Genomic DNA, 24,466 nt, shown 5'->3' on the forward strand with positions numbered 1-24,466 from the left:
ATCGCACGAGGCACCACCCGCATCACCGCTTGCCCACCGCACTGCGCCCACCCCTCACCAGGAGGATCGATGCACCACCTCACGCGTCGGCTCGGCCGACTCCTCACCACCGCCACGGCGGCCGTCCTCGTCGCGGCCGTCGCAGCCCCGGCCGCGCACGCCGCCGCCCCGGCCCCCCGTGCGACCGCACCGGTCGGCGGCGGCCAGCTCGTCCTCGTCGGCGGCAGCCTCTCCGACAGCAACACGGAGATCTACGGCGAGATCGTCCGCCGGGCCGGTGGCGCCACGGCGCACATCGGCGTCATCACCGCGGCCTCGGTGCCGAAGTCGCAGGATCCCGACGTCGGCACGAAGTGGGAGTCCAACTCCGAGTTCAACGGCGCGTTCTACTCGGACCTGCTCGAGAAGTACGGTGCGGGCGACGCCGAGTACATCCCCGTCGATCTCGACCACATCGCCGCGGCCGACGACCCGGCGCTCGCGGCGAAGGTTCGCTCCATGACCGGCTTCTTCTTCGGCGGCGGCGACCAGTACCGCCTCGTCCAGGTCCTCCAGCGCGGCCCGAAGCAGCGGGACTCGAAGGTGCTCGCCGCGATCCGCGCCGCGTTCGAGGGCGGCGCCGTCGTCGCCGGGACCTCGGCGGGCGCCCAGATCCAGGCGGGTGCCGACATGGTCACCGGCGGGGAGAGCTGGGAGGGCCTCGTCGCCGGTGCCACACCCGGCTACTTCGACGACGCGACGAAACTCGGCTACCTTCCCGAGGGCGGCTTCGGCTTCTTCCGCTCCGGCCTGCTCGACACACACTTCACGGCCTACGGGCGCGAGGGTCGAGCCATCCGTCTCGCGGCGGACACCGGCAACCGTCGCGTCTTCGGGCTCGACCCCAACACGGCCCTCGTCGTCGACCACGCCGGCACGGCGAGCGAGGAGCTGTCCGTCATCGGCCAGCGCGGCATCTCGGTCCTCGACCTCGCCGCCGCCCGGACGAGCACCGACGCCGCCGGCCGCTGGGCCATCGACGGGGTCCGCTGGACGTGGCTGACCCGTGGTGACCGCTACGACCCGCGACACGACCGGACGACGGCAGCCGGCGACACGGCATACCTCTCGCCGGTCGACCGCCCCGTCGCGGTCGAGACGGACGACGTCTTCTCGTCGCTCCGCGGCACGTCCCCGGGCTACGAGCTCATCGGACTCGCCCGCGACATCGTGGCCACGACGCAGTCGAGCGCGAGCGGCACCACGCTCGAGCACGACCCGCAGTTCACCGTCACGCTGACGCGGGCCGCGGACACGAGCGCGCGGACGCGCGACGGAAGCACGGCAGTCGCCTTCTCGGGACTCGTGCTCGGGATCCACGCCTCCTGAGGCGCCCGAGGACGCACACTGAGACACCACGCTCCCGCGCGGCGTGACGACGCGCCGCGCGGGACCGCCCGAAGGGAGCCCCTGTGACGCCACACCCCGTCGCCCCCGGTGCCCGGCACCTCACCGGCGACAGCGACGACGGTACGGCCGCGCCGGCGGGCGGCCAGGGGCTCGCCGACACGATCCGTCGTCGCCTCGGCGAGTGCAGCCCGTCCGAGCGCAAGGTGGCCCGGGTCCTCCTTGCCGCGTACCCGTCGGCGGGCTTCGAGACGGTCGCCCGGCTCGCCGTCCGGGCGGGTGTGAGCGGCCCGACGGTGATCCGCTTCGTCAACCGGCTCGGGTATGCCGGCTACCCCGACTTCCAGCAGGCCCTGCGCGACGACCTCGACGCGCGCAACGCCTCGCCCCTCTCGCTCTACGACGCGTCCGCGGCCGCCCGGGCCGGGGCCGGCGGGTCCGACGCCGACGCGCTGCTCGAGCACGCGGCCCGCGTTGCCGCCGACTCGATGGCACGGACCTTCGGCACGATCGCGCCGCACGACCTCGCGCGCGCCATCGAGCTCCTCTCGAGCAGCCACCGCCGGATCCACCTCAGCGGCGGCCGCTTCAGCGGTCTGCTCGCGCGCTTCCTCTGCCAGCACCTCGAGCAGCTCCGCTCCGACGTGCGCATGCTTCCCGACACCGTGTCGTCCCGAGCGGCGGTCCTGGCGGACCTGGGTGCCCGCGACGTCATCGTCGTCTTCGACTTCCGCCGCTACGAACCCGAGGCGCTGCAGCTCGCGCGGTTCGCGCGGAGCCGCCATGCGAGCGTCCTGCTCTTCACGGACGTCTTCCTCTCGCCGATCGCCTCGGAGGCCGAGGTCGTCCTCGCGGCCGACATCGGTTCGCCCTCGCCGTACGACGCGATGGCTCCCTCGCTCGCCGTCGTCGAGACCGTCCTCGCCGGAGTGGTCTCGCGGCTCGGCGAGGATGCGCACGCACGGATGGGCCGCGTCGAGCAGGTCGCGGGAGAGCTCGAGCTCTACTGACGACCCGTCGCGTCGCCGGGCCCGATCGGGCTGCGGCCGGAGACGGACCGTCAGGCCCGTCAGGCCAGTCGGGCTGGCCGGCTGCGCTTCGGGCGGGTCAGTCGGTGACGGTGACGCCGCGCCAGAACGCGACCCGGCCCTCGATCTGGGAGGCGGCGCTCTTCGGCTCGGGGTAGAACCAGGCCGCGTCGGTGTTCGTCTGCCCGTTGACGTTGATCGAGAAGTACGACGCGATGCCCTTCCACGGGCACGTCGAGTGGGTGTCGGACGGCTGGAGGACGCTCGGGTCCACCGCCTCGAGCGGGAAGTAGTGGTTGCCCTCGACGACGACCGTGTCGGAGCTCTCCGCGATGACCTTGCCGTTCCAGATGGCGCGCACTGCATCTCCTTCAGCTTCGGACCATTTCAACCAACAACCGCCGGGCCGCTCAAAACCTTCCAGCGCTCGCGAAACTGCTTCGTCGTGTCGCACCCACTACTACGGACCGCGTAGTACCGTGCAGATCACGGTAATCCGCAATCCACGACAACGGCACGAGAGAGGACGGGACCGTGGACTCCACCCAGCTCGTCAAGGGAGTGCTCGACCTGGCGGTGCTCGCCGTGGTCGCCGAGGAGGACGGCTACGGCTACGACATCGTCCGGCGGCTCCGTGCTGCCGGGCTCGCCGACGTGGGTGACGCCTCCGTCTACGGCACGCTCCGTCGCCTCTACTCCGCGGGGGCGTTGACCTCCTACGTCGTCGCCTCCGAGGAGGGCCCGCACCGCAAGTACTACGGGATCAACAGGCAGGGCCGGGCGATGCTCGACCTGCAGGGCAAGACCTGGAAGGCATTCGCGCAGGCCATGGGTGGCCTGCTGGACACGGCAGGAGTCACACCATGAACGACACCGACACCCACCTTGATCGCCTCCACCCCCCGCGACGACGTGCGGGGGTACGTCGCGCGGGTCCGTGTCGCCCTCGGCGACCTCCCCGCCGACGACGTCGACGAGCTGACCCAGGGCATGGAGGCCGACCTCGCGGAGCTCGTCGCGGAGTCGGGCGGGCGAGTCCGCGACCGTCTCGGCACCCCCGAGGCGTATGCCGCCGAGCTGCGTTCCGCCGCAGGCCTGCCCCCGCGCGTGGTGGCGTCGGCGTCGACGGGAATCGGGGATCTGGTGCGTCGCCTGCGGGACCGCTGGGACGACCGGGTGCGCCGGTGGGCCTGGCTCGCCGACCTCGTGCCGGTGTGGTGGGTGTTCCGCGGCATCATCGGGGCCTGGGCCGTCGCGGGCCTCCTCGGCCGCGATCCCCACAGTTGGCTGATGTGGTTCGCGGGAGCCGCGATCTCCTTCTGGCTCGGTCGGGCCGGTCGGGCGTGGACCGGTCCGAGGCGGAGGCTCGCGACCACCCTCAACGTCGTGACGGTCCTCGTGACCCTGCTCGTCGTCGTTCCCTCCGAGCTCACCCACTCCGGACCCGACTGGTCGAGCGGCGAGGTGGTCTACTCGCCCCCGACGCCCGGACTGGCCTACGACGGCTTCCCGGTCACGGGATACTTCGTCTACGACGCCCAGGGCCGACCCGTCCCGAACGCTCGCGTCTTCGACCAGGACGGCCACCCCCTCCCGCCCCAGGGAGCGAACACCAACGTCTACATCCCTCCGGCGACGATCGCGCCGCTCCCCGACGCGCCCGGACCGGCTGAGGCGCCGAGCTCCTCGGCGACCCCCTCGGCGATGGCTTCGGTCGGCGGCTCTGGCGCGACGACGCCGGTGCCGAGTGCGACGACCCAGGCTGCGACCACAAAAGCGTCGTGACGCACCCGCCGCCCCTGCCCGATTGCCGACGGGGGCGGACCTGACGATCCCACCTGCACGATGATCCGCAGGCTGATCGCGATCCTCGGGTGTCGCCGATCAGCCTGCGGATCATCTGGCGTCTGGTGTTGTCCTGGCAGCACCGGATGCGAGGTGATCTGCGAGTTGATCTGCGCGTTGATCGATGCGTCGGACCAGGTCCTGACCGGTCCGATCCCACAGCGCGCACATCGGGCATCCGTGTGCGATGCTCCGGCCTGTGAACGAGCAGCCACCGGTCAGCCACACGGCCGACTCCACCACCGAGCCCGTCCCCGGGCCCGCCTCGGTGACCACGCCGGTGACCTCTCCGGTTCCCCAGGCCGCCCCGCCGTCCGAGCCCCTGACTGCGGCGGACTGGTCCGCCCCCGTCGGCCTCCCGTATACCGCCGCCGGCCCGAATCCCGGCCCGATCACGGCGCCGCCTCCTGTTCTGCCGCTCGGTGGCGGCAACCACCAGGGCACCAACGGGCTCGCCATCGCGGCCCTCTGCTGCGGGCTCGCCGGGTTCTTCCCGATCACCGCGGTCCTCGCACTCGTCTTCGGGATCATCGCGCTCAACCAGCTCCGGACCCGGACGCAGAAGGGGCGCGGACTCGCGATCGCCGGGATCGTCCTCGGCTTGCTCGCGACCCTGTTCTGGGGCTTCGTCATCGCCGGGGTGATCATCGACGTCGGCGGCCCCACCCGGGACGCCGCCGGCTCGGTGACGGCCGTCCGCCAGGTCGGCATCGACACCCTCCGCGACGGCGACTGCTTCGACGGGATCCCCCAGAGCGACAGCGCCGCGCTCGACCTGGTCACGGCCCGGCCCTGCACCACGCCGCACGAGGCGCAGATCGTCACGACGGTGAGTCTTCCCTCGGGCGCCTTCCCCGGAGAGGACCGGGCGGCCGAACTGGCCGACAAGACGTGTGGCAACACCGTCTCCGACCTCATCGTCGAAGAGGAGATCGAGAAGCTCGACCTCCTCTATCTCTACCCGGCGACCGACTTCGACTGGCGGACCAACCGGAGCGTCGTCTGCATCGTGTCCGCGACGGCGGGCAAGCTGTCGAGCTCGGTCCTCAGGTAGCGCCGTCGTCGGGCGAGCCGGCCGGGGCCCCCTGTCCCGACGCCTGACGGCTCCCCACCCAGCCCGTATGCCGCTGGGCCGGCTCACGTGGGCCCGCCCAGCGGCATACGGGCTGGGTGAGCGGGACCCCGCGCCATCCCGGATCCGCTGAGGCGAACGGGCGGTGGTCCGTCACCCCTTGCCGTGGTGGACGACGGCGATGGCGAGCGCAACGAGGTCGACGCCGGCGTCCGCGGCCGCCTCCTCGAGGTGGGCCCGCGCGAGCGATGGGCTGACGCCGTGCGCCGCGCAGAGCACTCGGACGGCGAGGTCGATCGTCGCGAGGTCCTCGAGCCGCGACGGGGCCCGGGCCGCCTCGAGTCGCGTGCTGAACGACAGGTCGGCGTTGGATGTCGCGCCGGGAGGCCAGGCCCCGAAGAGCCGCGCGAGCTCCTCCTCGCGGCCGACGAACGTGTCGGAGCCGGCCCCGTACAGGCTGATCCCGACCGTCACCGCGCCGTGCTCCAGGAGCGGCAGGGACAAGGTGCTGAGCACCCCCAGGGCGGACCCCGACTGGGCGAGCGTGAGCCATCTCCCCTCGTCGAGCAGGCCCGCGTCGTCGGCGTCGTCGACGCTCGCGGCGGCGTCGGCATCGACGCTCGCGGCGGCGTCGACGCCGGGGCCACCGCCGAGGTCCTGCACCCCGTCGAGGGCCGAGAGCTCGCCGGCCGTCAACACGTAGGTGAGCACGATGCCTTCCTGCACCAGGCCCAGGCTGAATCCGACGAGGTCGGGCACCTTCTCGACGGCCCGGCGCACGACCTCGGCAAGGTCGGTGGCGAGGCGGTCGTCGCCGTATCGGGAGAGCTGCCGCAGGGCTTCGTCCGTCTGAGCGATCGGCTTCATGCCACGTGGGTACCCCGGCGGCCCTCGCCGCCATCATCGTCGCCTGTCGCTCGGGGCGCGGTGTCATCGGACTGGTCGGACGCCGGGCCGGAACGATCGGGACAAAGCGGGTGCCCGGGCAGGGAGCGCCACGGCAGGATGGCGACCATGAGCGACACCGCCGCGACCCGACCCACCCAGCCCGAGACGGACCCGGGGGCGCCGGGCGCCCCCACGCTCGAGGAGCGGGCGCGGGTCGCGCTCCGCGGCGTGACCCGGTGGCTCGGTGGCCGTATGCCGCGGACGCCGGAGGAGGAGCTGCGCGACCTCGCGGACATCGTTGCGGGCCTCGGCGACGCCGGCGAGTGGGACCGCTACGGCGGCCGCGGCCCGGTGGAGGAGCTCGAGCGTCGTCTCGCCGAGCTCCTCGGCAAGCCCTCGGCCGTCTTCTTCCCGAGCGGGATCATGGCCCAGCAGTCGATGCTCCGCGTCTGGTGCGACGAGCGCGGGTCCCGCAGGGTGGCCCTCCCGGGCCTGTCGCACCTGCTCCACCACGAGGCCGACGGGCCACGCCTGATCCACGGGTTCGAGTTCGAGCTGCTGACGGACGGTCCTCGGGTGCCGCAGGTCGCCGACCTCGATGCGATCCCCGGACCTCTCGGGGCTGCGCTCCTCGAGCTGCCGCTCCGCGACGGGGGTTTCCTCCTGCCGACCTGGGACGAGCTCGTCGTCTTCTCGGAGGGATGTCGCGCTCGGGGAGTGCCGCTCCACCTCGACGGCGCGCGGCTCTGGGAGTCGCAGCCGCACCTCGGCCACCCGCTCGCCGAGATCGCCGCGCTCGCCGACAGCGTCTACGTCTCCTTCTACAAGGGCCTCGCCGGCCTCGCCGGTGCGGCGCTCGTCGGCCCCGAGGAGCAGCTGGCGCAGGCCCGCACCTGGCGTTCGCGGATGGGCGGCACCCTCTTCAGCCTCATGCCGTATGCCGTCGCCGCCCTTCGCGGGCTCGACGCCGAGCTTCCCCGGATGGCCGGCTTCCACGCCCGCGCTGTCGAGCTGTCCGAGCGGCTCGCCGCCCGCGGCATACGTGTCCATCCGGCGACACCGCACACGAACGCCTTCCGGGTGTACGTCGCGCGCGACGCAGAGGACCTCAACGAGCGCATGGTCGTCGCGATGGAGCGAGAGCACGTCGCCCTCACGCCCACCTGGCGGTCGGCCGACGTGCCCGGCTGGGCGCGGGCGGAGTTCCAGGTCGGGCACTCGACGATGGAGTGGGACCTCGACGAGGCCGTCGCCACCTTCGTCCGCGTGTTCGTCGACTGAGCTCGCCCCGACCGCCGCGGATCGGTGGCGCCGTCGGGCCGACCGTCCACGGCTGGTTGCGCCGGCGCGAGGTCACGCGTTGTCCCACATGCGCGGGTGGGCGAGTGGCACAGTGGCACAGTGGCGGTGTCGGCGACGGAATCGGCGCCGGCCCCGGTGAGCCGGTCCGGGCGGGCGGCAGCGACAGGAGGCGGGTCCATGGCCCTGCGGGCGATCGGCAAGGGGGTCCGGGAGGGCTCCTACCTCGACCGGTTCGGAGCGGCCCTTCTTCTCGTGCTCGCGTCGATCATCGGCCTCTCGCTCATCGACACGACCGGGTCGGCCTTCGGGTCCTTGATCACCCACGCGCTGAGCGGAGCCGCCCTTCTGGTCGCGCTCGGGGCCTCCGGCGTGTCTCGACGGTGGCGTCGAGTGACCTACGTCTACGTCCTGCTCGTGCTCGCCGCCAACATCGTCTGGGCGCTGCTGGCGGCCCCTCCGGTGATCACGCCGGGTTCCGTCAACCTCGGCCCCGGACTGCTCTGGCTCTTCGCGGCTGCGGCCCTGCCGGTCATCGTCGCTCGTCGTCTCGTCCGCCACCGCGAGATCACCATCGCCACCGTCCTGGGCGCGGTCACGGCCTACCTCCAGATCGCCGTCGCCTACGCGTTCCTCTTCCAGGCGATCGACGCGCTGTCGACCGAGCCCTTCTTCGGGGCACCGGTCTCGACGACGATCTACATGTACATCAGCCTCCAGACGATCTCGACCCTCGGCTACGGCGACAACGTCCCGGTCACCGACCTCGGCCGCTTGGCCACGATGTCGGAGGCGGTCGTCGGACAGGTCTATCTCGTCACCTTCGTCGCGATGATCGTCTCGCTCTTCGCGGCGTCCCTGCCCGACCGGCGGAGCCTGCGGTTCGAGCGCGACGACGGCGGGACGGGTGACGCCGCTGCGTCGGGCCGAGAGGCAGATCCTGACGTCGGCCGCGGCCGAGACCAGGTCTGAGAACGATCCGCGACGCCGTCAGGGAGCGGAGCGGTGGGCTCAGCGGCCGGCAACGGTCCCGACCTCGATGCGCTCGCCGAGCGACTTCTCGATGACGATGGGGAAGCTGCCCGGAACCTTGCCGTCGAGCGAGCCGAGGAGCGTTGACACGGAGGGGAGCTCACCCGGGGTGGAGAGGCGGACCAGGATCGTCGTCGACACGACGTCCACGCCTGTCAGCTCGGCCCCGGAGGTGCCCGACAGCCACTTCTGCGCCGCCATCCGGACCTCGCTCCTGATGACCGTCGTCCCGTAGCTGACGAGCGAGTTGGCCACGAGTGGCACGAGGACGAGGACCACCATGATGGCGAGCGTCGCGTATGCGGCTCGTGGCCGTCCTGCGCGCTCCCGGGCCTCGGCCGTGTAGCCGAGTGTCGTGAAGACGAACATCCCGGCGAAGACGAGCGCGAGCAGGTTGGACAGGAAGAGGATGAACGCTCCGAGCGCCAAGCCCGGCTCTCCCTCGCCGAGGCAGACACCGACGACCCCGAGCGGCGGTACGAGGGAGATCGAGATCGCGACGCCGGGCAGCACCGCGCCGACGTCGCGTCGAGCCAGGGCCACCGCGCCGGCGAGCCCGGTCGCGAGCGCAGCGACGAGGTCGATCGTCCTGGGCGAGGTCCGCCCGGCGATCTGGCTGTTGTCGAGCAAGGTCGTCGTGCCCGGGATGGCGAGGGAGAAGAGCGCCCCGATCGCGATGACGAGCAGGGCCCCGAGGACGACGAAGCGCAGGCCGCCCAGACGCTCGCGCTTCACCAGGCCGAGCGCCATGCCCATGATCGGCGTCGACAACGGCGCGATGATCATGGCGCCGATGACGGTGGCCGTCGAGTCGGCCAGCACGCCGGCTGTCGCGATGACCCCGGCGAGGACGAGCATCGTCCAGAAGGCCGACCGCTTCGCTGTGGTGTCCCCGACGGTCAGGTCAAGGTCCGCAGTCAGCTCGTCGAGCGTCCTGCGCTGGTTGGCGGGCAGGATCCGGTTGCGCAGGGCGTGAGCCATGAGCCGAGTATCGCGGCGCCTGAGGCTGCTGTCTCGAAGGCTGCGGATACGGCAACGGCGGGGAGGGTGTCGAGCACCCTCCCCGCCGTCGTGCGCCTCAGCTCACCGGGACATCGGTCACGGGGCGTAGATGTACTGCATGCCGCTGGTCTGGGTCAGCGTGCGGGTGTTGTAGTTGTACGGGCCGGCGAGGGCGTTCATCTCGATGATCGTCACCTGGTTGCCGCTGACACGAGTCACCCACGCGACGTGGCCGACGCTCGACGAGCCGTGGACACCCGGCTGCATGACGAGGATCGAGCGCGTGCGCGGCGTGCTGCTCACGGTGTAGCCGGCGCTCCGCGCGCCCCAGGCCCAGGCCATGGCGTTGCCGGTCCAGCCGCCGGGGTAGTAGCCCTCGGACTGGTGCCACTTGTTGAGCGCGCCCCACGTGCACTGGCCCGGAGTGGCCCAGTTGAAGGACGAGCGCGAGCCCGACGAGGCCCGGGGGGTGTAGGAGTTGGAGGTCGACTTCGTCGCGATGGCGGTCCGGGTCGTGCTGCGCGACGCGCGGGCCGCAGCGGCGGCACGGGCCTTCGCTGCGGCAGCGGCCCTGGCCTTCGCAGCCGCGGCCGCCTTCGCCTTGGCCTCGGCGGCAGCCTTGGCACGGGCCTCCTTGACCTCGATGTCCTCGATGACGACGGTCGGGACCGTGGCGACCCTCGGCGCGGTCGTGGCCGCGGCGAGACCGATCGAGGTGAGGGCGGATGCCGCGGACGGGACCGCTGCGACAGCGGGGCCGACAACGGCTGGGGCGGTGGCCGGGGCGGCCACAGCGGGGACCCGAGTCTCGGCACTCGCCGGCTGGGCGACGGTGGCGACGAGGCCACCAGCGGCGGCGACGATGGCGGCGCCCTTCATGGCCGGCTGAGCCGACTCGCGGGCGATGGACCTGAGCTCGGTGAGCGGGTGGTGCCTTCCGGGCGCGCGATGGCGGCCGGGACGCTTGTCAATGTTCACGATGTACCTCTCCGGCGCCTGCGAAGTTAGCTGTCGGGTTCGGGCAGGAGATGCGTGCCCGGCCTTCGGCTCTCTCTGTCGCGACGGTTGTCGCGACTCGAGCCGGAGGCTTCACCCCAAGGGCGTCCGGAGACGCCCGGAGGAAAGTGGTTCCCCCGCTCCTGCCATGCGGGTTGAGCTGGCCCGGTGAGGCAGTGGCAGGACTAGGCGTCTGCCTCACGAGCATCCGACGGGGGCGCCGGACCGTAGAACAGTAAATGAATGGTCAGGTGGAAGTCACGCTCAGGTAACGACCGAGGGGTGTTTCGCCGCCTAATGGACCGATTTGGTCCGGCAAAAAGGTGGCGAGGGTCACGTCCGAACGGGCCCGCAGACCCTCGAGTCGCGACTCAGGGGCAGGTGTTCTTCGGCGCGGCCCCGGCGAGACGCTGGTCGGTCCAGTCCAGGAGCTCGGGGGCGAGGGGGGAGTCGGCCTGGACGAGCGGCACGTGGTCGCGTCCGGCATACGTCCGGTAGTCGACCTGCTGCCCGGCCGCGCACAGCGACTTCACGTAGGCAGCCTGGGCGGTCGGCACGACGAGGGAGTCCGCCGCCCCCTGACCGAGCAGCAGGGGGGCCTGGATCTTGGCCGGCGGGGTGTTGTCTTGGAGTCGCTTGCCGAGCGGACCCGTCCCTGGGTCCTGCGACCAGATCTGCGGACCGACGAGCAGCGACGAGATGACCGAGACCATGACGCCCGGCTCGGAGAGGCACCGCGTGGCCATCTCGCGGATGACCGTCCGGGCGCCGGGCCTCACGTAGTCGTCGAACCGCACGTCGGGATAGATCCGGCTGTAGGCGTCGATGACGTAGGCCGCGAAGAGGGACCCGCCCTTGACGTTGTGGAGGTTCTCGACGAGGCCTATGAGGTTGCTCGCCGGGGCGAGGGCCGCGACGCCGGCGATCTTCAGCTCCGGGGCGTAGGTCGGGGCGAGGACCCCCGTCCAGAGGGCGGCTCCGCCACCCTGGGAATGCCCCCAGACGACGTTCTGGTCGGTCAGCCTGACCCCGGAGAGCTGGCGTGCGGCCCGCATCGCGTCGAGAACCGAACGGCCCTCGCCCTGGCCGATGAGATACGGGTGTGGTCCCTCGGTCCCGAGGCCGACGTAGTCGGTCGCGACCATGACCCAGCCCTTCTGGATGACCTTGTCCTCGATGAACATCGCGCCGGTCTCGAACGGGTCGTCGAGGACGGTCGGCGCGCAGCCGGGCACGGCACCCGTCGTGCCGTGCGCCCAGGCGATGACCGGGCTCGGGGTCGTGGCCGCAGCTTTGGGGGCCACGACCAGGGCGCTGGCCACGGCGGGCTGTCCCTCGTCGCGGGTCGTCGTGTAGAGGATCCGCCAGGTCATGGCGCCGTCAGGGATCTTGCGCGTGAACGGCTCGGACTTCAGCAGCTTGCCGGGCTGCGCCGGCACCGACTGCGGAGCGTCGTAGAACGCGTCGGCCGTGGGCACTCCACGCTGGAAGGTGAGGCTGACGAGGATGAGCACGAGTGCGGCGGCAAGTGCGCCGACACTGCCGAGCAGCCGCCACCAGCCCCCCTTGGGAGACTCGTCGTGAGCGAGCGCGGCCTCGAGGTCTCCCTTCCGGGTGCGTCGGACGGCGTCGACGAGCAGTCGCACGCCGAGGATGACGACCTTGGCCCCGAAGACGACCGCGATGACGAGCGTCGTGACGTCGGGCCACGCAAGGGCGAGCAGGCCGAAGACGACCGAGGCGATCCCGCTGACGAGGGCGTTCCACCGTGTGGTGCCGCTCAGGCGGCGCGCACCGACGACGTCGAGCACGCCACCGACGACGAGGGCGATCCCGACGACGACCGACAGCACCCGGATCGTGGCGCCGGGCCAGACGAGGACCACGACGGCGGCGAGGAGATAGACGACGCCGCGCGCCACGGCGAGCCGTCGGCCACCCGGAGGATCGTCGTCGCTCAGCTCGCCGAGACCGGTCAGGACCAGGCCGACGACGATGACGAGGACGAGCATCGCCAACGACGAGAACGGCTTGAGGACGAGAAACGCCCCGACGAGGATGCACAGCAGGCCGAGGAGGCCGGAGAGCCATCGGGGGAGGCGTCTCCGAGCGCTTGCCTGCGTTTGGGTGAGCTGGCGCCCGCGCATGTCAATCAGCGTAGGACCAGGCAGGATGCGTGTCGACGGCTGCTCCGTCGTCCCCAGGCCGTCACCCTGCCCCCACGATCCGTTGACGCCGGGTTGATGCCGGGTTGACGTCGCTTTGGCGGTTGGCGTCGGGTTGGCGTCGGGTTGGCGCTGGTTGCGCCTTCCTTCCGCCGGCGCGCTCCCGGCCGTACGCTGGCAGCAGCGTCGCGGTTCCCCTCCCGGGGGTCGGGTGGGGGGTCCACGGGCGGTGGCACGAGCCGCCGGCCGGACGCCCGATCCGATGGGGGTTCCATGACGATCGATCCACACACCGGCCGCCCACGATCCACGGTGGTCGTCGACGCCGGCAGGCTCTGGTCGGGCGGCCTCGCCACCGCCCTCGTCGCGGGCCTGGTGGGAGGGCTGGGCGTGCTCGTCTGCCAGGGCGTCCTCGACATCAAGCTCACCAAGCCCGCGCTCTGGCTCGATCTCACCGACTCCTTCGCGTTCAACTACGCCGCCACCGCCTTCGCCGCCGCGCTGGCCGCCACCGGGCTCGCCCATCTGCTGTCCGTGACGACGCCCAAGCCGAGGGCCTTCTTCGGCTGGATCATCGGACTGCTCACGGCGGCGGCCATGGTCCTCCCGTTCGCGCAGAGCGGGACGATGGCGAGCAAGATCGCCGCGTCGGTCATCAACCTCGTGATCGGCCTCGCCATCGCCTCCCTGCTCACGGCCGTGCTGTCGCGGACCGTCGTCGACGCCGAGCGGACCTGGCAGCAGCCCTGAGGAGCGGCAGGGCATGCTCGAGGAGGGCGCGGGGGCGTGGCGCATCGCAGGGACGGCGGTCGTGGTGGCCGCCGTCGCTGCACTCGTCGGTGTGGGCCTGTCGGCCCTGCTCCGGTGGCTCCTGCGCCGGCTCGGCGTCACGGTGACCGACGGCCGGGCCGGCCGGGCGCCGACGATCACGATCTGCGTCCTTGCCGCGATGGTCCTCTACAACCGGGCGCTCGACCGGGCGTGGGCCGGCGGGATCGCCGCGGTCCTCGACCTCGGCCTCACTGCGGCCATCGCCTGGCTCGCCGTCGTCGTGGCGATGACGGTGGAACGAGCGGCGCTGGCGAAGTTCCCCGAGGACCTGGAGGACCTGAGGGCCCGTCACGTTCGCACGCAGATCACCCTCATCCGTCGCATCGTCGTCTCGCTCATCGTTCTCGTTGCGCTTGGGGCGATCCTCTGGACCTTCCCGATCGTCCGCGAGCTCGGCGTCAGCCTCTTCGCGTCGGCCGGGGTGCTCGGGATCGTCGCCGGCCTCGCCGCCCAGACGACCCTCGGCAACGTCTTCGCCGGGATGCAGATCGCCTTCACCGACGCGATCCGGGTCGGTGACGTCGTCGTCATCGACGGGGAGTGGGGCACGATCGAGACGATCACCCTGACCTACGTGGCGGTCCGGGTCTGGAACGGCACGACGCTCATCCTGCCGTCGACGTACTTCACGACGACGCCCTTCCGCAACTGGACCCACGCAGGGGCGCAGATCGTCGGCGAGGTCGACGTCACCGCCGACTGGACCGTCGACGTCCCAGCGGCCCGCGCCGAGCTCGAGCGCATCGTCTCCGCCTCGGAGTACTGGGACGGACGTCAGGCCCGGCTGGTCGTCCAGGACACCACCGACACCCATGTCGTGCTCCGCTGCCTCGTCAGCGCGACCCGGAGCGACACGGTCGCGTTCCTCGTCTGGGAGGTGCGCGAGGGCCTGCTCGCCTACCTCCAGGGTCGACCCGGCTCGATGCCGCACGGCCACTACCGGCTCATCCAGCAGGAGACCACCCCGCAACCGAAGTGACCCACGAACGCGCTCCCGTGGGCGCGCATCCCCGACCAGGAGGCTCACATGGCTGGCACCGCAGACGAATCGACAGCATCGGCAGAGTCGCCCGATGACCGGGCCCGCCGCGTCGAGGAGCAGATGACCGACGACGAACGGCTGGCGCTGCTCACCAGTGTCATGGGCGCCAACCCCATGAGCCCGAACCGCGACCCCCGGATCCCTCCCGACGTCCCGATGAGTGCCGGCTACACGCCGGGCGTCCCACGGCTCGGCGTCCCGGCCCTGCTCATGAGCGATGCGAGCCTCGGCGTCACGAACCCCGGCTACCGCCCGGGCGACACCGCGACGGCACTCCCGGCCGGGATCGCCCTCGGTGCGAGCTTCGACCGCGAGCTGGCCCGCACCGCGGGGCGGATGCTTGGCCGCGAGGCGCGCAGCCGGGGGTTCACCGTCCAGCTGGCGGGGGGCATCAACCTGGCCCGAGACCCCCGCAACGGGCGCAACTTCGAGTACCTCTCCGAGGACCCCTTGCTCAGTGCGGTCCTCGCCGCCGAGTCGATCAACGGCATCCAGGGCGAGGGGGTCATCTCGACGATCAAGCACTTCTCGCTCAACTGCAACGAGACCAACCGGCACTGGCTCGACGCCGTCATCGACCCGGCCGCACACCGCGAGTCGGACCTGCTCGCCTTCGAGATCGCCATCGAGCGCTCGCAGCCGGGCGCGGTGATGACGGGCTACAACAAGATCAACGGCGACTACGCCGGCGGCAACCGCGTCCTCATCGAGGATGTCCTCAAGGGGGCCTGGGGCTACCCCGGCTGGGTGATGTCCGACTGGGGCGCCACCCCCGACTGGGAGTTCGCCCTCGCCGGGCTCGACCAGGAGTCGGGCGCCCAGATGGACTCGATGATGTGGCAGCACCAGCCCTTCCCGGAGAACCTCCCGGCAGCGGTCGCCGACGGCCGCCTCCCGCGGGCGCGTCTGTCCGACATGGTCCGTCGCATCCTGCGGTCGATGTATGCCGTCGGGATCGACACGTGGGCCGGCGACCCTGCGCAGACGGTGACCGTCGACCTCGATGCTCATGCGCAGGTCGCGCTCGACACGGCGCGCGAGGGGATCGTCGTCCTCGCGAACGACGGCATCCTCCCGCTCGCCCAGCAGGACGGCATACGGATCGCCGTCATCGGAGGCTACGCGCAGACCGGTGTCCCGACGGGGACGGGGTCGAGCGCGGTCACCCCACCCGGTGGCTTCGCCGCGGTCATCAAGATCGGCGGGCCGGGCATCATGGGCGTCGGCCGCAACCTCTACCTCTTCCCGTCCTCCCCGCTCGCCGAGCTTCGATCGGCCCTGCCGCACGCCCACATCGAGTTCGACCCGGGGATGAGCCCGGCGGAGGCCGCCCTCATGGCCAGGCGCTCCGACCTCGTCATCGTGTTCGGGATCCGCCTCGAGGGCGAGGGCTTCGACCTGGCCGACCTGTCGCTCCCGTGGGGACAGGACGCCGTCATCGACGCGGTGGCCGCCGCCAATCCCAACACCGTCGTCGTCCTCGAGACCGGCAACCCGGTGACGATGCCGTGGCGCGACCAGGTCCGGGCGATCGTCCAGGCCTGGTACCCGGGCCAGCTCGGCGGTCGGGCCATCGCCGACGTCCTGACCGGCGCCGTCAACCCGTCCGGCCGGCTGCCCGTCACCTTCCCCGCGAGCCTCGACCAGACGCCGCGTCCCGAGCTGCCCGGCCTCGGCACTCCGTGGGGCACCCCCGTCGAGATCCACTACGACGAGGGGGCCAACGTCGGCTACCGCTGGTTCGCGCACCACGGTCACGAGCCGCTCTTCCCCTTCGGGCACGGGCTCAGCTACACGACCTTCGACTACAGCGGGCTCGAGGTGGCGGGCGGTGACACGGTCACGGCGTCCGTGACCGTGACCAACACGGGCGACCGCCGCGGCGCCGACGTGCCGCAGCTCTACCTCGTCGAGGGCCCGAGCACCGACCGCCTCCGGCTGCTCGACTTCGCCCGGGTCGAGCTCGACCCGGGCGAGTCGCGGCGGATCGACTTCGAGGCCGACCCGCGCCTCCTCGCGCGCTACGAGGGGACGACCGGTCAGGACGGGCACTGGCGCATCGAGGGCGGCCTCTACCGCGTCGCGGTGTCGAGATCCGCGGGTGACCACATCCTCGAGGCGGAGGCGCCACTCCACTCGCGCGGGTTCGGTCGGTGACCGATGACCGTCACCCAGCTGCTGTCTATCACCTTCCAGGTGAGCGTCGCCGCGACCGTCTTCGCGGCCGGCCTCGGGGCGACCCGCTCCGACGTCGAGTACCTTGTCCGCCGGCCGCGGCTGCTCCTCGTCAGCCTTCTCGCGATGTTCGTCGTCATGCCCGTCGTCGCGCTCGCGATCGAGCTCTACTTCGACTTCCCGCACGCCGCCCGCGTCGCACTCGTCGTCATCGCGCTCTCGCCCATCCCGCAGCTGCTCCCGCGCACGACCATGGCATCGGGCGGGCACCTCTCCTACTCCTACGGGCTCGCCTTCGCGGTCTCCGCGCTGTCGATCGTCATCGTGCCGGCGCTCACGCAGTTCCTCGGCCGGGTCATGGGCCGGCCGTTCGGCGTGGAGCCGGGGACGATCGCGACGGCCATCGTGACGACGGTGCTGCTGCCGCTCGCCGCGGGCATGATCGTCCAGCGACTGGCACCCGGTTTCGCCGCCCGGGCCAACGAGCCGATCAGCCGGCTCGCCAACCTGCTCATGCTCGTGGCCATCGTCGTGCTCCTCGTCCTCGTCTTCCCCTCGGTCCTCAAGGTGGCCACCCTCGGGACCCTCCTCGCGATGTCCCTCTTCATCGCCGCCGGGCTCCTGATCGGCCACGTGCTGGGCGGTCCGGACCGCGACCACTCGATCGTCCTCGCGATCGCGTGTGCCAACCGCAACCCGGGCATCGCGATCGGCATCGCCGCCGCGAACTTCCCCAAGGAGTCGTTCGCGGCGACCGTCATCCTCTATGCGGTCCTCATCGGGATCGTCACCAAGCCGTATGTCAACTGGCAGAAGCGCCGGCTCGTCGCGAGCGAGCCGGCCCCCCAAGGAGGTTGAGATGACGACAGCAGATGGCGGACCCGCGGCCCGCTCCTTCCCCGACGGGTTCCTCTGGGGGACCGCGACGGCGGCCTACCAGATCGAGGGCGCCGTCGACGAGGACGGACGAGGCCCGTCCATCTGGGACACCTTCGTGCGGACGCCCGGGAAGATGTTGGTCGACGCCACCGCCGACGTCGCCTGCGACCACTACCACCGTTACCCCGAGGACGTGCGCCTGATGAAGGAGCTCGGCGCGACCGCCTACCGCTTCTCGATCTCGTGGCCGCGGATCTTCCCCGACGGCACGGGCACGCCGAACCCGAAGGGCATCGACTTCTACAGCCGCCTGGTCGACCAGCTCCTCGCGGCCGGCATCGCGCCCTTCGCGACGCTCTACCACTGGGACCTCCCGCAGGCCCTCCAGGACCGCGGCGGCTGGACCTCGCGCGAGACCCCGGAGGCCTTCGGGGCCTATGCCGCCCACGTCGCCGAGCAGCTCGGCGACCGCGTCGGTCACTTCTTCACGATCAACGAGTTCTCCAACCTGGTCGACTCGGGGTACGCGACGGGGATCCTCGCGCCCGGCCTGCAGCTCCCGGCGCAGCAGGTCAACCAGGTCCGCCACCACGCCGTCCTCGGTCACGGCCTCGCCGTCCAGGCGATCCGCGCCCACGGCCGGCCCGGCATCAAGGTCGGTCCAGCCGACAACAGCAACATCTGCGTGCCGGTCATCGACACCCCGGAGAACGTCCGGGCCGCCGAGACGGCGATGCGCGAGACGAACGCCGGTCTCATCACCGTCATGCTCGAGGGCCGCTACACCGACGCCTACCTCGAGGCGGCGGGCGCCGACGCCCCGGCCTTCACCGACGCGGACCTCGCTGTCATCGGCAGCCCCCTCGACTTCGTCGGTGTGAACATCTACCAGACCAACTTCTACGTCCGGGCGAGCGACGACGTGGCGACGCACCCGCTCGGCTACGAGGTCCTCCCGTTCCAGCCGTCGCACCCCCACTTCGCGAGCTGGCACCACGTCAGCCCCGAGTCGATCTACTGGGGTCCGCGGCTCATCCAGTCGGTGTGGGACCCCGCCGAGATCTACATCACCGAGAACGGCTGTGCCGCAACCGACGAGCTCGTCGATGGTGCCGTCGCAGACACGGCGCGCGTCATGTTCCTGCGCAGCTACCTCGGCGAGCTCCAGCGCGCCACCGCCGAGGGCGCGCGGGTCAAGGGCTACTTCCACTGGAGCGTCATCGACAACTTCGAGTGGATCGCGGGCTACCTCAACCGCTACGGCCTGCACCACGTCGACTTCGACACCCAGGTCCGCACCCCCAAGCTCAGCGCGGAGTACTTCCGCCAGGTGACGCGGACCAACGCCGTCGTGTGAACCCGGCACGGCGGCATACGGCACGCGTCGTATGCCGCTGAGCCCGGCGCGCGTTCGCGCAGGCCGCGTCCGTCTCCTCACCCACGGCGTCGGCGACGCGCCGTCGGAAAGGCGGACAAAGCGGTCAGCACGCCGGATTCTGCCGCGAGCCCCTGTCGCCGAGTGGTATCCATCACACAGCACAGGGTTGTTCGTCCGTGCGCTGCGACCGCCCGACCGGGCCGTGAGACACGGAGATGCCCGTCCTGTGCACGGAGGGTTGTGATGATGCCTCGCTCCACCGTCCCGGGTGACCGCACGGCCACGTGGCCGCAGGCCGGATCCATGGGCCGACACCTCGCGCGGCTCGCCGTGCTCTGCGTGGTCGCGCTCGTGGGTGCCCTCGTGTCACCGATGGCCAGCCAGGCGACGACGGCGCCGACGGAGCTGCGCTACGCGTGCGCGCTCAAGAGCAACGGCAACCTTCGCGCCGTCGCGACGGCGTCCGACTGCGGCAAGAACGAGACCCTCGTGACCTTCAAGCCGGGCCCGGTGCGCGTCTGCGTCCAGCCCTCCGGCTCGTCGCGGTACGTCACGAGCTTCTCGAAGTGCCGTCCGCCGGCTCTCCAGCTCACCCTCCCGCCCACGAGCGGTGTCGTCTACTTCTGCGCCGACGCCTCCTCCGGGGTGCTGCGCTACGTCACCGACCCCGTGCTGTGCACCTCGAGCGAGGTGCCCTACCAGGTGACCCCCAACGACGCGGCCCCTCGCGTCATCTCCACGTCCCCCGCCGACGGCGCCACCCACGTCTCGACGACGACGAACGTGACGATCACGTTCTCGGAACCGGTCACGGTCGTGCCGGACTCGGTCACGATGACGTGCGACGGGGTCGCCCAGCCGGTGTCCGAAGCGGGCTCGCCCGGCACCACGCTCACCCTCGACCCGCAGGGCGACCTCACGCCCGGCGCCCTCTGCTCCGTGACCGTGCCCGCCAGTGGCGTCAGCGACGTCGACACCAACGACCCGCCCGACAACCCGGCCGCCGACTACACCTTCAGCTTCACGGTCGACGCGGCTCCCACGCTCCTCTCGTCGACCCCCGCCGACGGCGCCACCGACGTCCAGGCCTCGGCGAGCATCACCCTCACCTTCAGCGAGCCGGTCGATGTCGCCGCGGGCGCCTTCACCCTGACGTGCGGTGGGTCGTCCCGCGCCGTCACCGTGACCGGCTCGGGGACCGACACGGTGACCGTCCACCCGGCTGCCGCCCTCCCGCTCACGACGACGTGCTCGCTCACTGCGCCGGCGTCCTCCATCACCGACGTCGACACCGGTGACCCGCCCGACCAGCTCACCGCGCCCATCTCGATCGGCTTCACGACGCTCGACCTCGCCCCGACGGTGGTCTCGACGAGCCCGACCGACAACGCCGCCAACGTCGCAACGAATACGTCGATCACCGTCACCTTCTCCGAGCCCGTCGACACGACCGCGACCCCCGTGGCGCTCAGCTGCGGCGGCGACCCCAAGACGTACACGGCGACGGGCTCCGGGACGACCACCCTGACCATCGCACCGGACGCCTCCCTGCCGACCGGGTCCGTCTGCACGGTAACCGTCACCGCGGCGGCGATCAGCGACGTCGACGGTGTCGACCCGCCCGACCACCTGGCGTCCGACTACACCTTCAGCTTCACGACCGATGCCCCGCCGGCCGTCGTCTCGACGAGCCCCGCCGACGGCGCCTCCGGCGTCGACCCCGGCTCGAACGTCGTCGTCACCTTCACCGAGCCCGTCACCGTGACGTCATCGTCCTTCGTGCTGACGTGCGGCGGCTCGCCGGTGGGCTACGCACTGTCCGGCTCCGGTTCCGACACCGTCACGCTCAACCCGACGGCCGACCTGCCTGGCACGAGCTCGTGCACGGTCAAGGTCGTCGGTAGCCAGGTGTCCGACGTCGACACCGGAGACCCGCCCGACACGATGACCTCGGACGTGTCGGCGACCTTCACGACCGTCGACACCGCGCCCGCCGTCGCCTCGACGTCGCCCGCCGACGGCGCGACCGACGCCAGCTCCGGAGCGAACATCGTCATCACCTTCACGGAGTCGGTGACGACCACGGATGCGGCGTTCGCCGTCGCATGCCCGACCGGGACCCCGGTCGCCTTCACGCTCTCCGGCTCGCCGGGCTCGACCATCACCCTCGACCCGACCGACCCGCTGCCGCCGGGAGCCACCTGCACGGTCTCGATCACCGCGACCGGAGTCCACGACACCGACCCGATCGACCCGCCCGACACGATGGCCTCGGACGTCTCCTTCTCCTTCACCGTCAGCCCCAACGCAGCCCCGACCGATCTCGCCCTCTCGAACGCCGCCGTGGCGGAGAACCAGCCCGTCGGCACGACCGTCGGGACCCTGTCGACGACCGACCCCGACGCGGGCGACACGTTCACGTACAGCCTGGTCAGCGGCGCGGGTGACACCGACAACGGGTCCTTCTCGATCTCCGGCGACACGCTGGCGACCGCCGCCTCGTTCGACTTCGAGACGAAGAACAGCTACTCGGTCCGCATCCAGACGAAGGACTCGGCCGGCAACACCTTCGCGAAGTCCTTCACCATCACGGTCACCGACGTCAACGAGGCCCCGACCGGCCTGGCCCTGTCGAACGCCGCCGTCGACGAGAACAAGCCCTCCGGCACCGCGGTCGGGACCCTCTCGACGACGGACCCGGACGCCGGCGACACGTTCACGTACTCGCTGGTCAGCGGCGCGGGCGGCACCGACAACGCGTCGTTCCAGATCTCCGGCGACACCCTGCAGACAGCGGCCTCCTTCGACTTCGAGACCAAGGCCGTGTACTCGGTCCGGATCCAGACGAAGGACAGCGGTGGACTCACCTACGAGACGTCGTTCACCATCACCGTCAACAACGTCAACGACCCGCCCGTCGCGGCCACCGACACCTACACCGGGGCCGTCGGCAACACGCTCGCCGTGCTCGGGACGACCGGCACCGGGCCCAAGGTGACCCTGAGCGGCAACCTCCTGCTCGCCAACGACACCGACCAGGACGGTGACCCGCTCACCGTCACCGCGGGAACGACGACGTCGACGCGCGGCGGCACGGCGACCATCAACGCGGACGGCAGCTTCACCTTCCTGCCCGCCGTCGGCGACAAGAGCGTCACCGACACCTTCACCTACACCGTCAGCGACGGACAGGCGAGCGCAACCGGCACGGTCTCGGTCGCGATCGGCTCGGACCTCGTGTGGTACGTCGACAGCGCCTACGGCGGCGCGCAGAGCGACGGCCGGTCCGGTCGCCCGCTCACCTCGCTGAGCACGCTCGACGGTGCCGGCGGCTCAGGCGACGTCGACTCCGCCGGCGACGTCATCTTCGTCTACCCCGGATCCGGGTCGTATGCCGGTGGTCTGCCTCTCGAGGGCAACCAGCGCCTGTGGGGTCAGCCCAACGGCCTCGTCCTGGGCGGCTCGACCATCGTCGCGGCGGGCGGGACCAACCCGGTCATCACCAACGCGAGTGGCAACGGCATCGACCTCGCGACCGGCGCCGACGTCCAGGGCGTCGACGTGACAGGTGCCTCGGGCGACGGCATCCACGCCGAGGCCATCGGAGCGGCGACGGTCGGCACGACGACCCCGGTCACGGTGTCGACGAGCGGGGCCGACGGCGTCGACATCAACGGGCAGAGCGGCGGCGCGGCCACGATCACGATCGGGGCAACGGTCACGGGGAGCGCCGGGCGGTCCGTCAACGTGAGCGGCCGGACCGGCGGGACAGTCTCCTTCACCGGGCCGGTCACGGGACCGGCGGTGGCCCTCTCGTCGAACTCGGGTGCCGCCGTGGCGTTCTCCGGCAAGCTCGCCATCTCGACGACGAGCGCGGGCGCCTTCACGGCGACCGGCGGCGGGACCGTCTCCGCGACGAGCACGACGTCGACGCTCTCGAGCACGACCGGCACGGCGCTCACCGTGGACGGGGTCACGATCGGCACCGGCGGCCTGACGTTCAAGAGCGTCAGCGCGAACGGCGCGGTGAACGGCATACGCCTCAACAACACTGGGACGACCGCCGGCCTGACGGTCCTCGGTGGTGGCAGCGCCGCCCAGGGTGGCGACGCGTCCGGCGGAACGATCCAGAACACGACGGGCGCCGGGGTGTCGCTGACGAGCACGAAGAACGTCAGCCTGACCAACCTCACGGTGACGGGCACGCCGAACGCCCCCGGCATCGACGGGACCGGCGTCTCCGGCTTCTCGTTCGTCAGCGGCACGATCTCCGGCAACGGGACGGCGAGCCACAACGCGCTCCACTCGGGCATCGCCTTCAACGACGACGGTCCGACGATCGCCAACGTGACGGACGCGTTCACGGTGTCGAAGTCGAACCTCGTCGGTGCCTATGGTGGCGGCATTCATGTGGTCAACCGGAGCGGCATCCTCACGTCCGTCACGGTCACGAACAACACTGTCCAGAGCCCGGCCGCCTCGGCCGACTCCGCCGGGTCGGGCATCCTCTTCGACCTGTCCGGTTCGAGCACGACGACGGCGGCGATCGGGTCGGGGTCGATCTCGGGCAACAGCGTGACGGGCTACCCGAACGGCGGAGGCATCATCCTCCTCGGCGGCAACCCGGCCAGCTCGTCTGGCCCGGTCGCCAACTTCGGGTCGAGCGGCTCGCACCTCGCGATCAACGGCAACCTCGTCGCCGGGGCGAGCGCCGCGAACCCGATGTCGACCCAGTGCATCGAGGTCGCCCTCACCGGGCGCGGCACGAGCTACGTCGACGTCACGAGCAACGGCACGGCCGGTTCACCGCTCGGGCTCAACCGAGGCACCTGCGTCTCCATCGATGTCACCGGGGCGCACGTGCTCAACAGCGCCATCACGGGGAACTACGTCAAGCCGCAGACCCAGATCTCGGGGTCGTTCGGCATCGCGGGCGGGACGGACAAGCGGGTCCTGTCGGATCTCACGACCCTCGACAGTGCCGTCCTCAACGCGACGATCAGCAACAACACGGTCTCGTCGACCGACAGCTCGGGCATCCGCTTCCTCGCCAACTCCACGGGGACGCTCAACGCGAGGGTGCAGAACAACAACGTCGCGGCCCCCTCGACGACGGCAAGCGCGGCCGGCATCCGCGTCGACTCGGGCACATCGTCAGGGACAGCAGCCGACACGAACGTGTGCCTGCAGATCTCGTCGAACACGACGGCCGGCAGCACCGGCGTCGGGACCGTGACCCCCGGCATCGGGCTGCGCAAGCAGGGCACGGTGTCGACGACGAACGACTTCGGCGTCGTCGGCCTGCCGAACAACCCGTCGACGGCCGCGCAGACCGAGAGCTACGTGTCCGGGCAGAACCCGCTCAGCGCCTCGGGCACGTTCGGCACGGGTGGCGCGGCAGTCATCAGCGGCAGCAACTTCATCCCCTGCACCTTGGCGTTCTAGAAG

At 71.3% G+C, this 24,466-nt stretch carries 18 protein-coding genes and 1 riboswitch; of the genes, 13 read left to right on the top strand and 5 right to left on the bottom strand.

Annotation, left to right across the window (positions count from 1 at the left end):
• Nucleotides 1-69: 69 nt before the first annotated feature.
• Both N865_RS08385 and N865_RS08390 read left to right on the top strand, forming a co-directional pair.
• Entirely contained in the window at nucleotides 70-1,368 is a 1,299-nt protein-coding gene (locus tag N865_RS08385) for a cyanophycinase (protein ID WP_051510354.1), read from the top strand.
• Between the two features lie 83 nt (nucleotides 1,369-1,451).
• Nucleotides 1,452-2,396, top strand: a complete 945-nt coding sequence (locus tag N865_RS08390) for a MurR/RpiR family transcriptional regulator (protein WP_084328068.1) — start codon at nucleotides 1,452-1,454, stop codon at nucleotides 2,394-2,396.
• A gap of 97 nt (nucleotides 2,397-2,493) precedes the next feature.
• Here the strand turns inward: N865_RS08390 and N865_RS08395 are convergent, their stop codons facing one another.
• Nucleotides 2,494-2,775 (bottom strand): DUF427 domain-containing protein, encoded by a 282-nt coding sequence (locus N865_RS08395; RefSeq protein ID WP_034804011.1) that lies wholly within the window; start codon nucleotides 2,773-2,775, stop codon nucleotides 2,494-2,496.
• A 173-nt stretch (nucleotides 2,776-2,948) separates the two neighbouring features.
• On the opposite strand from N865_RS08395, the gene N865_RS08400 reads away from it, so the two are divergent.
• From N865_RS08400 to N865_RS21690, 3 genes are all read left to right on the top strand, one after another.
• Entirely contained in the window at nucleotides 2,949-3,281 is a 333-nt protein-coding gene (locus N865_RS08400; protein ID WP_034804019.1) for a PadR family transcriptional regulator, read from the top strand.
• A gap of 18 nt (nucleotides 3,282-3,299) precedes the next feature.
• The gene (locus tag N865_RS08405; protein ID WP_034804020.1) at nucleotides 3,300-4,199 is read left to right on the top strand and encodes an HAAS signaling domain-containing protein; all 900 of its coding nucleotides are present in this window, start codon (nucleotides 3,300-3,302) and stop codon (nucleotides 4,197-4,199) included.
• Between the two features lie 259 nt (nucleotides 4,200-4,458).
• Nucleotides 4,459-5,313 carry a DUF4190 domain-containing protein gene (locus N865_RS21690; protein WP_169735722.1) on the top strand — a complete coding sequence of 285 codons (855 nt, stop codon included), beginning with the start codon at nucleotides 4,459-4,461 and terminating at the stop codon, nucleotides 5,311-5,313.
• Nucleotides 5,314-5,484: 171 nt separating this feature from the next.
• Here N865_RS21690 and N865_RS08415 read toward each other — a convergent pair whose 3' ends face one another.
• On the bottom strand, nucleotides 5,485-6,198 hold the full coding sequence (locus N865_RS08415) for an ANTAR domain-containing protein (RefSeq protein WP_034804022.1): 714 nt from the start codon (nucleotides 6,196-6,198) through the stop codon (nucleotides 5,485-5,487).
• Between the two features lie 147 nt (nucleotides 6,199-6,345).
• Between N865_RS08415 and N865_RS08420 the strand changes: the two genes are divergently transcribed.
• Nucleotides 6,346-7,500 carry a threonine aldolase family protein gene (locus tag N865_RS08420; RefSeq protein ID WP_034804026.1) on the top strand — a complete coding sequence of 385 codons (1,155 nt, stop codon included), beginning with the start codon at nucleotides 6,346-6,348 and terminating at the stop codon, nucleotides 7,498-7,500.
• Nucleotides 7,501-7,698: 198 nt separating this feature from the next.
• A complete protein-coding gene (locus N865_RS08425) occupies nucleotides 7,699-8,490 on the top strand; it encodes a potassium channel family protein (protein ID WP_034804042.1) in 792 nt (263 codons plus the stop codon).
• A 39-nt stretch (nucleotides 8,491-8,529) separates the two neighbouring features.
• Here N865_RS08425 and N865_RS08430 read toward each other — a convergent pair whose 3' ends face one another.
• The 3 genes from N865_RS08430 to N865_RS08440 all read right to left on the bottom strand — a co-directional run bounded on the left by N865_RS08430 (nucleotide 8,530) and on the right by N865_RS08440 (nucleotide 12,695).
• On the bottom strand, nucleotides 8,530-9,531 hold the full coding sequence (locus N865_RS08430) for a DUF389 domain-containing protein (protein WP_034804044.1): 1,002 nt from the start codon (nucleotides 9,529-9,531) through the stop codon (nucleotides 8,530-8,532).
• 117 nt (nucleotides 9,532-9,648) lie between these two features.
• Entirely contained in the window at nucleotides 9,649-10,530 is an 882-nt protein-coding gene (locus tag N865_RS08435; protein WP_034804047.1) for a CHAP domain-containing protein, read from the bottom strand.
• A riboswitch (cyclic di-AMP (ydaO/yuaA leader) is annotated at nucleotides 10,531-10,720 on the bottom strand.
• Between the two features lie 199 nt (nucleotides 10,721-10,919).
• Nucleotides 10,920-12,695: a lipase family protein gene (locus N865_RS08440; protein WP_034804050.1), complete on the bottom strand. Its 1,776-nt coding sequence runs from the start codon at nucleotides 12,693-12,695 to the stop codon at nucleotides 10,920-10,922.
• Between the two features lie 291 nt (nucleotides 12,696-12,986).
• On the opposite strand from N865_RS08440, the gene N865_RS08445 reads away from it, so the two are divergent.
• The 6 genes from N865_RS08445 to N865_RS21695 all read left to right on the top strand — a co-directional run bounded on the left by N865_RS08445 (nucleotide 12,987) and on the right by N865_RS21695 (nucleotide 24,463).
• Entirely contained in the window at nucleotides 12,987-13,463 is a 477-nt protein-coding gene (locus N865_RS08445) for a DUF6069 family protein (RefSeq protein ID WP_051510356.1), read from the top strand.
• Nucleotides 13,464-13,476: 13 nt separating this feature from the next.
• Nucleotides 13,477-14,523, top strand: a complete 1,047-nt coding sequence (locus tag N865_RS08450; RefSeq protein WP_051510357.1) for a mechanosensitive ion channel family protein — start codon at nucleotides 13,477-13,479, stop codon at nucleotides 14,521-14,523.
• A 48-nt stretch (nucleotides 14,524-14,571) separates the two neighbouring features.
• Nucleotides 14,572-16,743 carry a beta-glucosidase gene (locus N865_RS08455; protein WP_211244879.1) on the top strand — a complete coding sequence of 724 codons (2,172 nt, stop codon included), beginning with the start codon at nucleotides 14,572-14,574 and terminating at the stop codon, nucleotides 16,741-16,743.
• A gap of 3 nt (nucleotides 16,744-16,746) precedes the next feature.
• Nucleotides 16,747-17,619 (top strand): bile acid:sodium symporter family protein, encoded by an 873-nt coding sequence (locus N865_RS08460; RefSeq protein WP_034804053.1) that lies wholly within the window; start codon nucleotides 16,747-16,749, stop codon nucleotides 17,617-17,619.
• A 1-nt stretch (nucleotide 17,620) separates the two neighbouring features.
• Nucleotides 17,621-18,997: a GH1 family beta-glucosidase gene (locus N865_RS08465; protein WP_211244880.1), complete on the top strand. Its 1,377-nt coding sequence runs from the start codon at nucleotides 17,621-17,623 to the stop codon at nucleotides 18,995-18,997.
• Between the two features lie 267 nt (nucleotides 18,998-19,264).
• Nucleotides 19,265-24,463: a beta strand repeat-containing protein gene (locus N865_RS21695; RefSeq protein WP_169735723.1), complete on the top strand. Its 5,199-nt coding sequence runs from the start codon at nucleotides 19,265-19,267 to the stop codon at nucleotides 24,461-24,463.
• Nucleotides 24,464-24,466 lie beyond the last annotated feature (3 nt).

The organism is Intrasporangium oryzae NRRL B-24470 (genome assembly GCF_000576595.1).
GTDB lineage: Bacteria > Actinomycetota > Actinomycetes > Actinomycetales > Dermatophilaceae > Intrasporangium_C > Intrasporangium_C oryzae.

Coding starts and splice junctions, on each gene's coding strand:
- N865_RS08385 (WP_051510354.1), top strand. CDS start 70: ATGCACCACCTCACGCGTCGGCTCGGCCGACTCCTCACCACCGCCACG.
- N865_RS08415 (WP_034804022.1), bottom strand. CDS start 6,198: ATGAAGCCGATCGCTCAGACGGACGAAGCCCTGCGGCAGCTCTCCCGA.
- N865_RS08420 (WP_034804026.1), top strand. CDS start 6,346: ATGAGCGACACCGCCGCGACCCGACCCACCCAGCCCGAGACGGACCCG.
- N865_RS08425 (WP_034804042.1), top strand. CDS start 7,699: ATGGCCCTGCGGGCGATCGGCAAGGGGGTCCGGGAGGGCTCCTACCTC.
- N865_RS08430 (WP_034804044.1), bottom strand. CDS start 9,531: ATGGCTCACGCCCTGCGCAACCGGATCCTGCCCGCCAACCAGCGCAGG.
- N865_RS08440 (WP_034804050.1), bottom strand. CDS start 12,695: ATGCGCGGGCGCCAGCTCACCCAAACGCAGGCAAGCGCTCGGAGACGC.
- N865_RS08445 (WP_051510356.1), top strand. CDS start 12,987: ATGACGATCGATCCACACACCGGCCGCCCACGATCCACGGTGGTCGTC.
- N865_RS08450 (WP_051510357.1), top strand. CDS start 13,477: ATGCTCGAGGAGGGCGCGGGGGCGTGGCGCATCGCAGGGACGGCGGTC.
- N865_RS08455 (WP_211244879.1), top strand. CDS start 14,572: ATGGCTGGCACCGCAGACGAATCGACAGCATCGGCAGAGTCGCCCGAT.
- N865_RS08460 (WP_034804053.1), top strand. CDS start 16,747: ATGACCGTCACCCAGCTGCTGTCTATCACCTTCCAGGTGAGCGTCGCC.
- N865_RS08465 (WP_211244880.1), top strand. CDS start 17,621: ATGACGACAGCAGATGGCGGACCCGCGGCCCGCTCCTTCCCCGACGGG.
- N865_RS21695 (WP_169735723.1), top strand. CDS start 19,265: ATGCCTCGCTCCACCGTCCCGGGTGACCGCACGGCCACGTGGCCGCAG.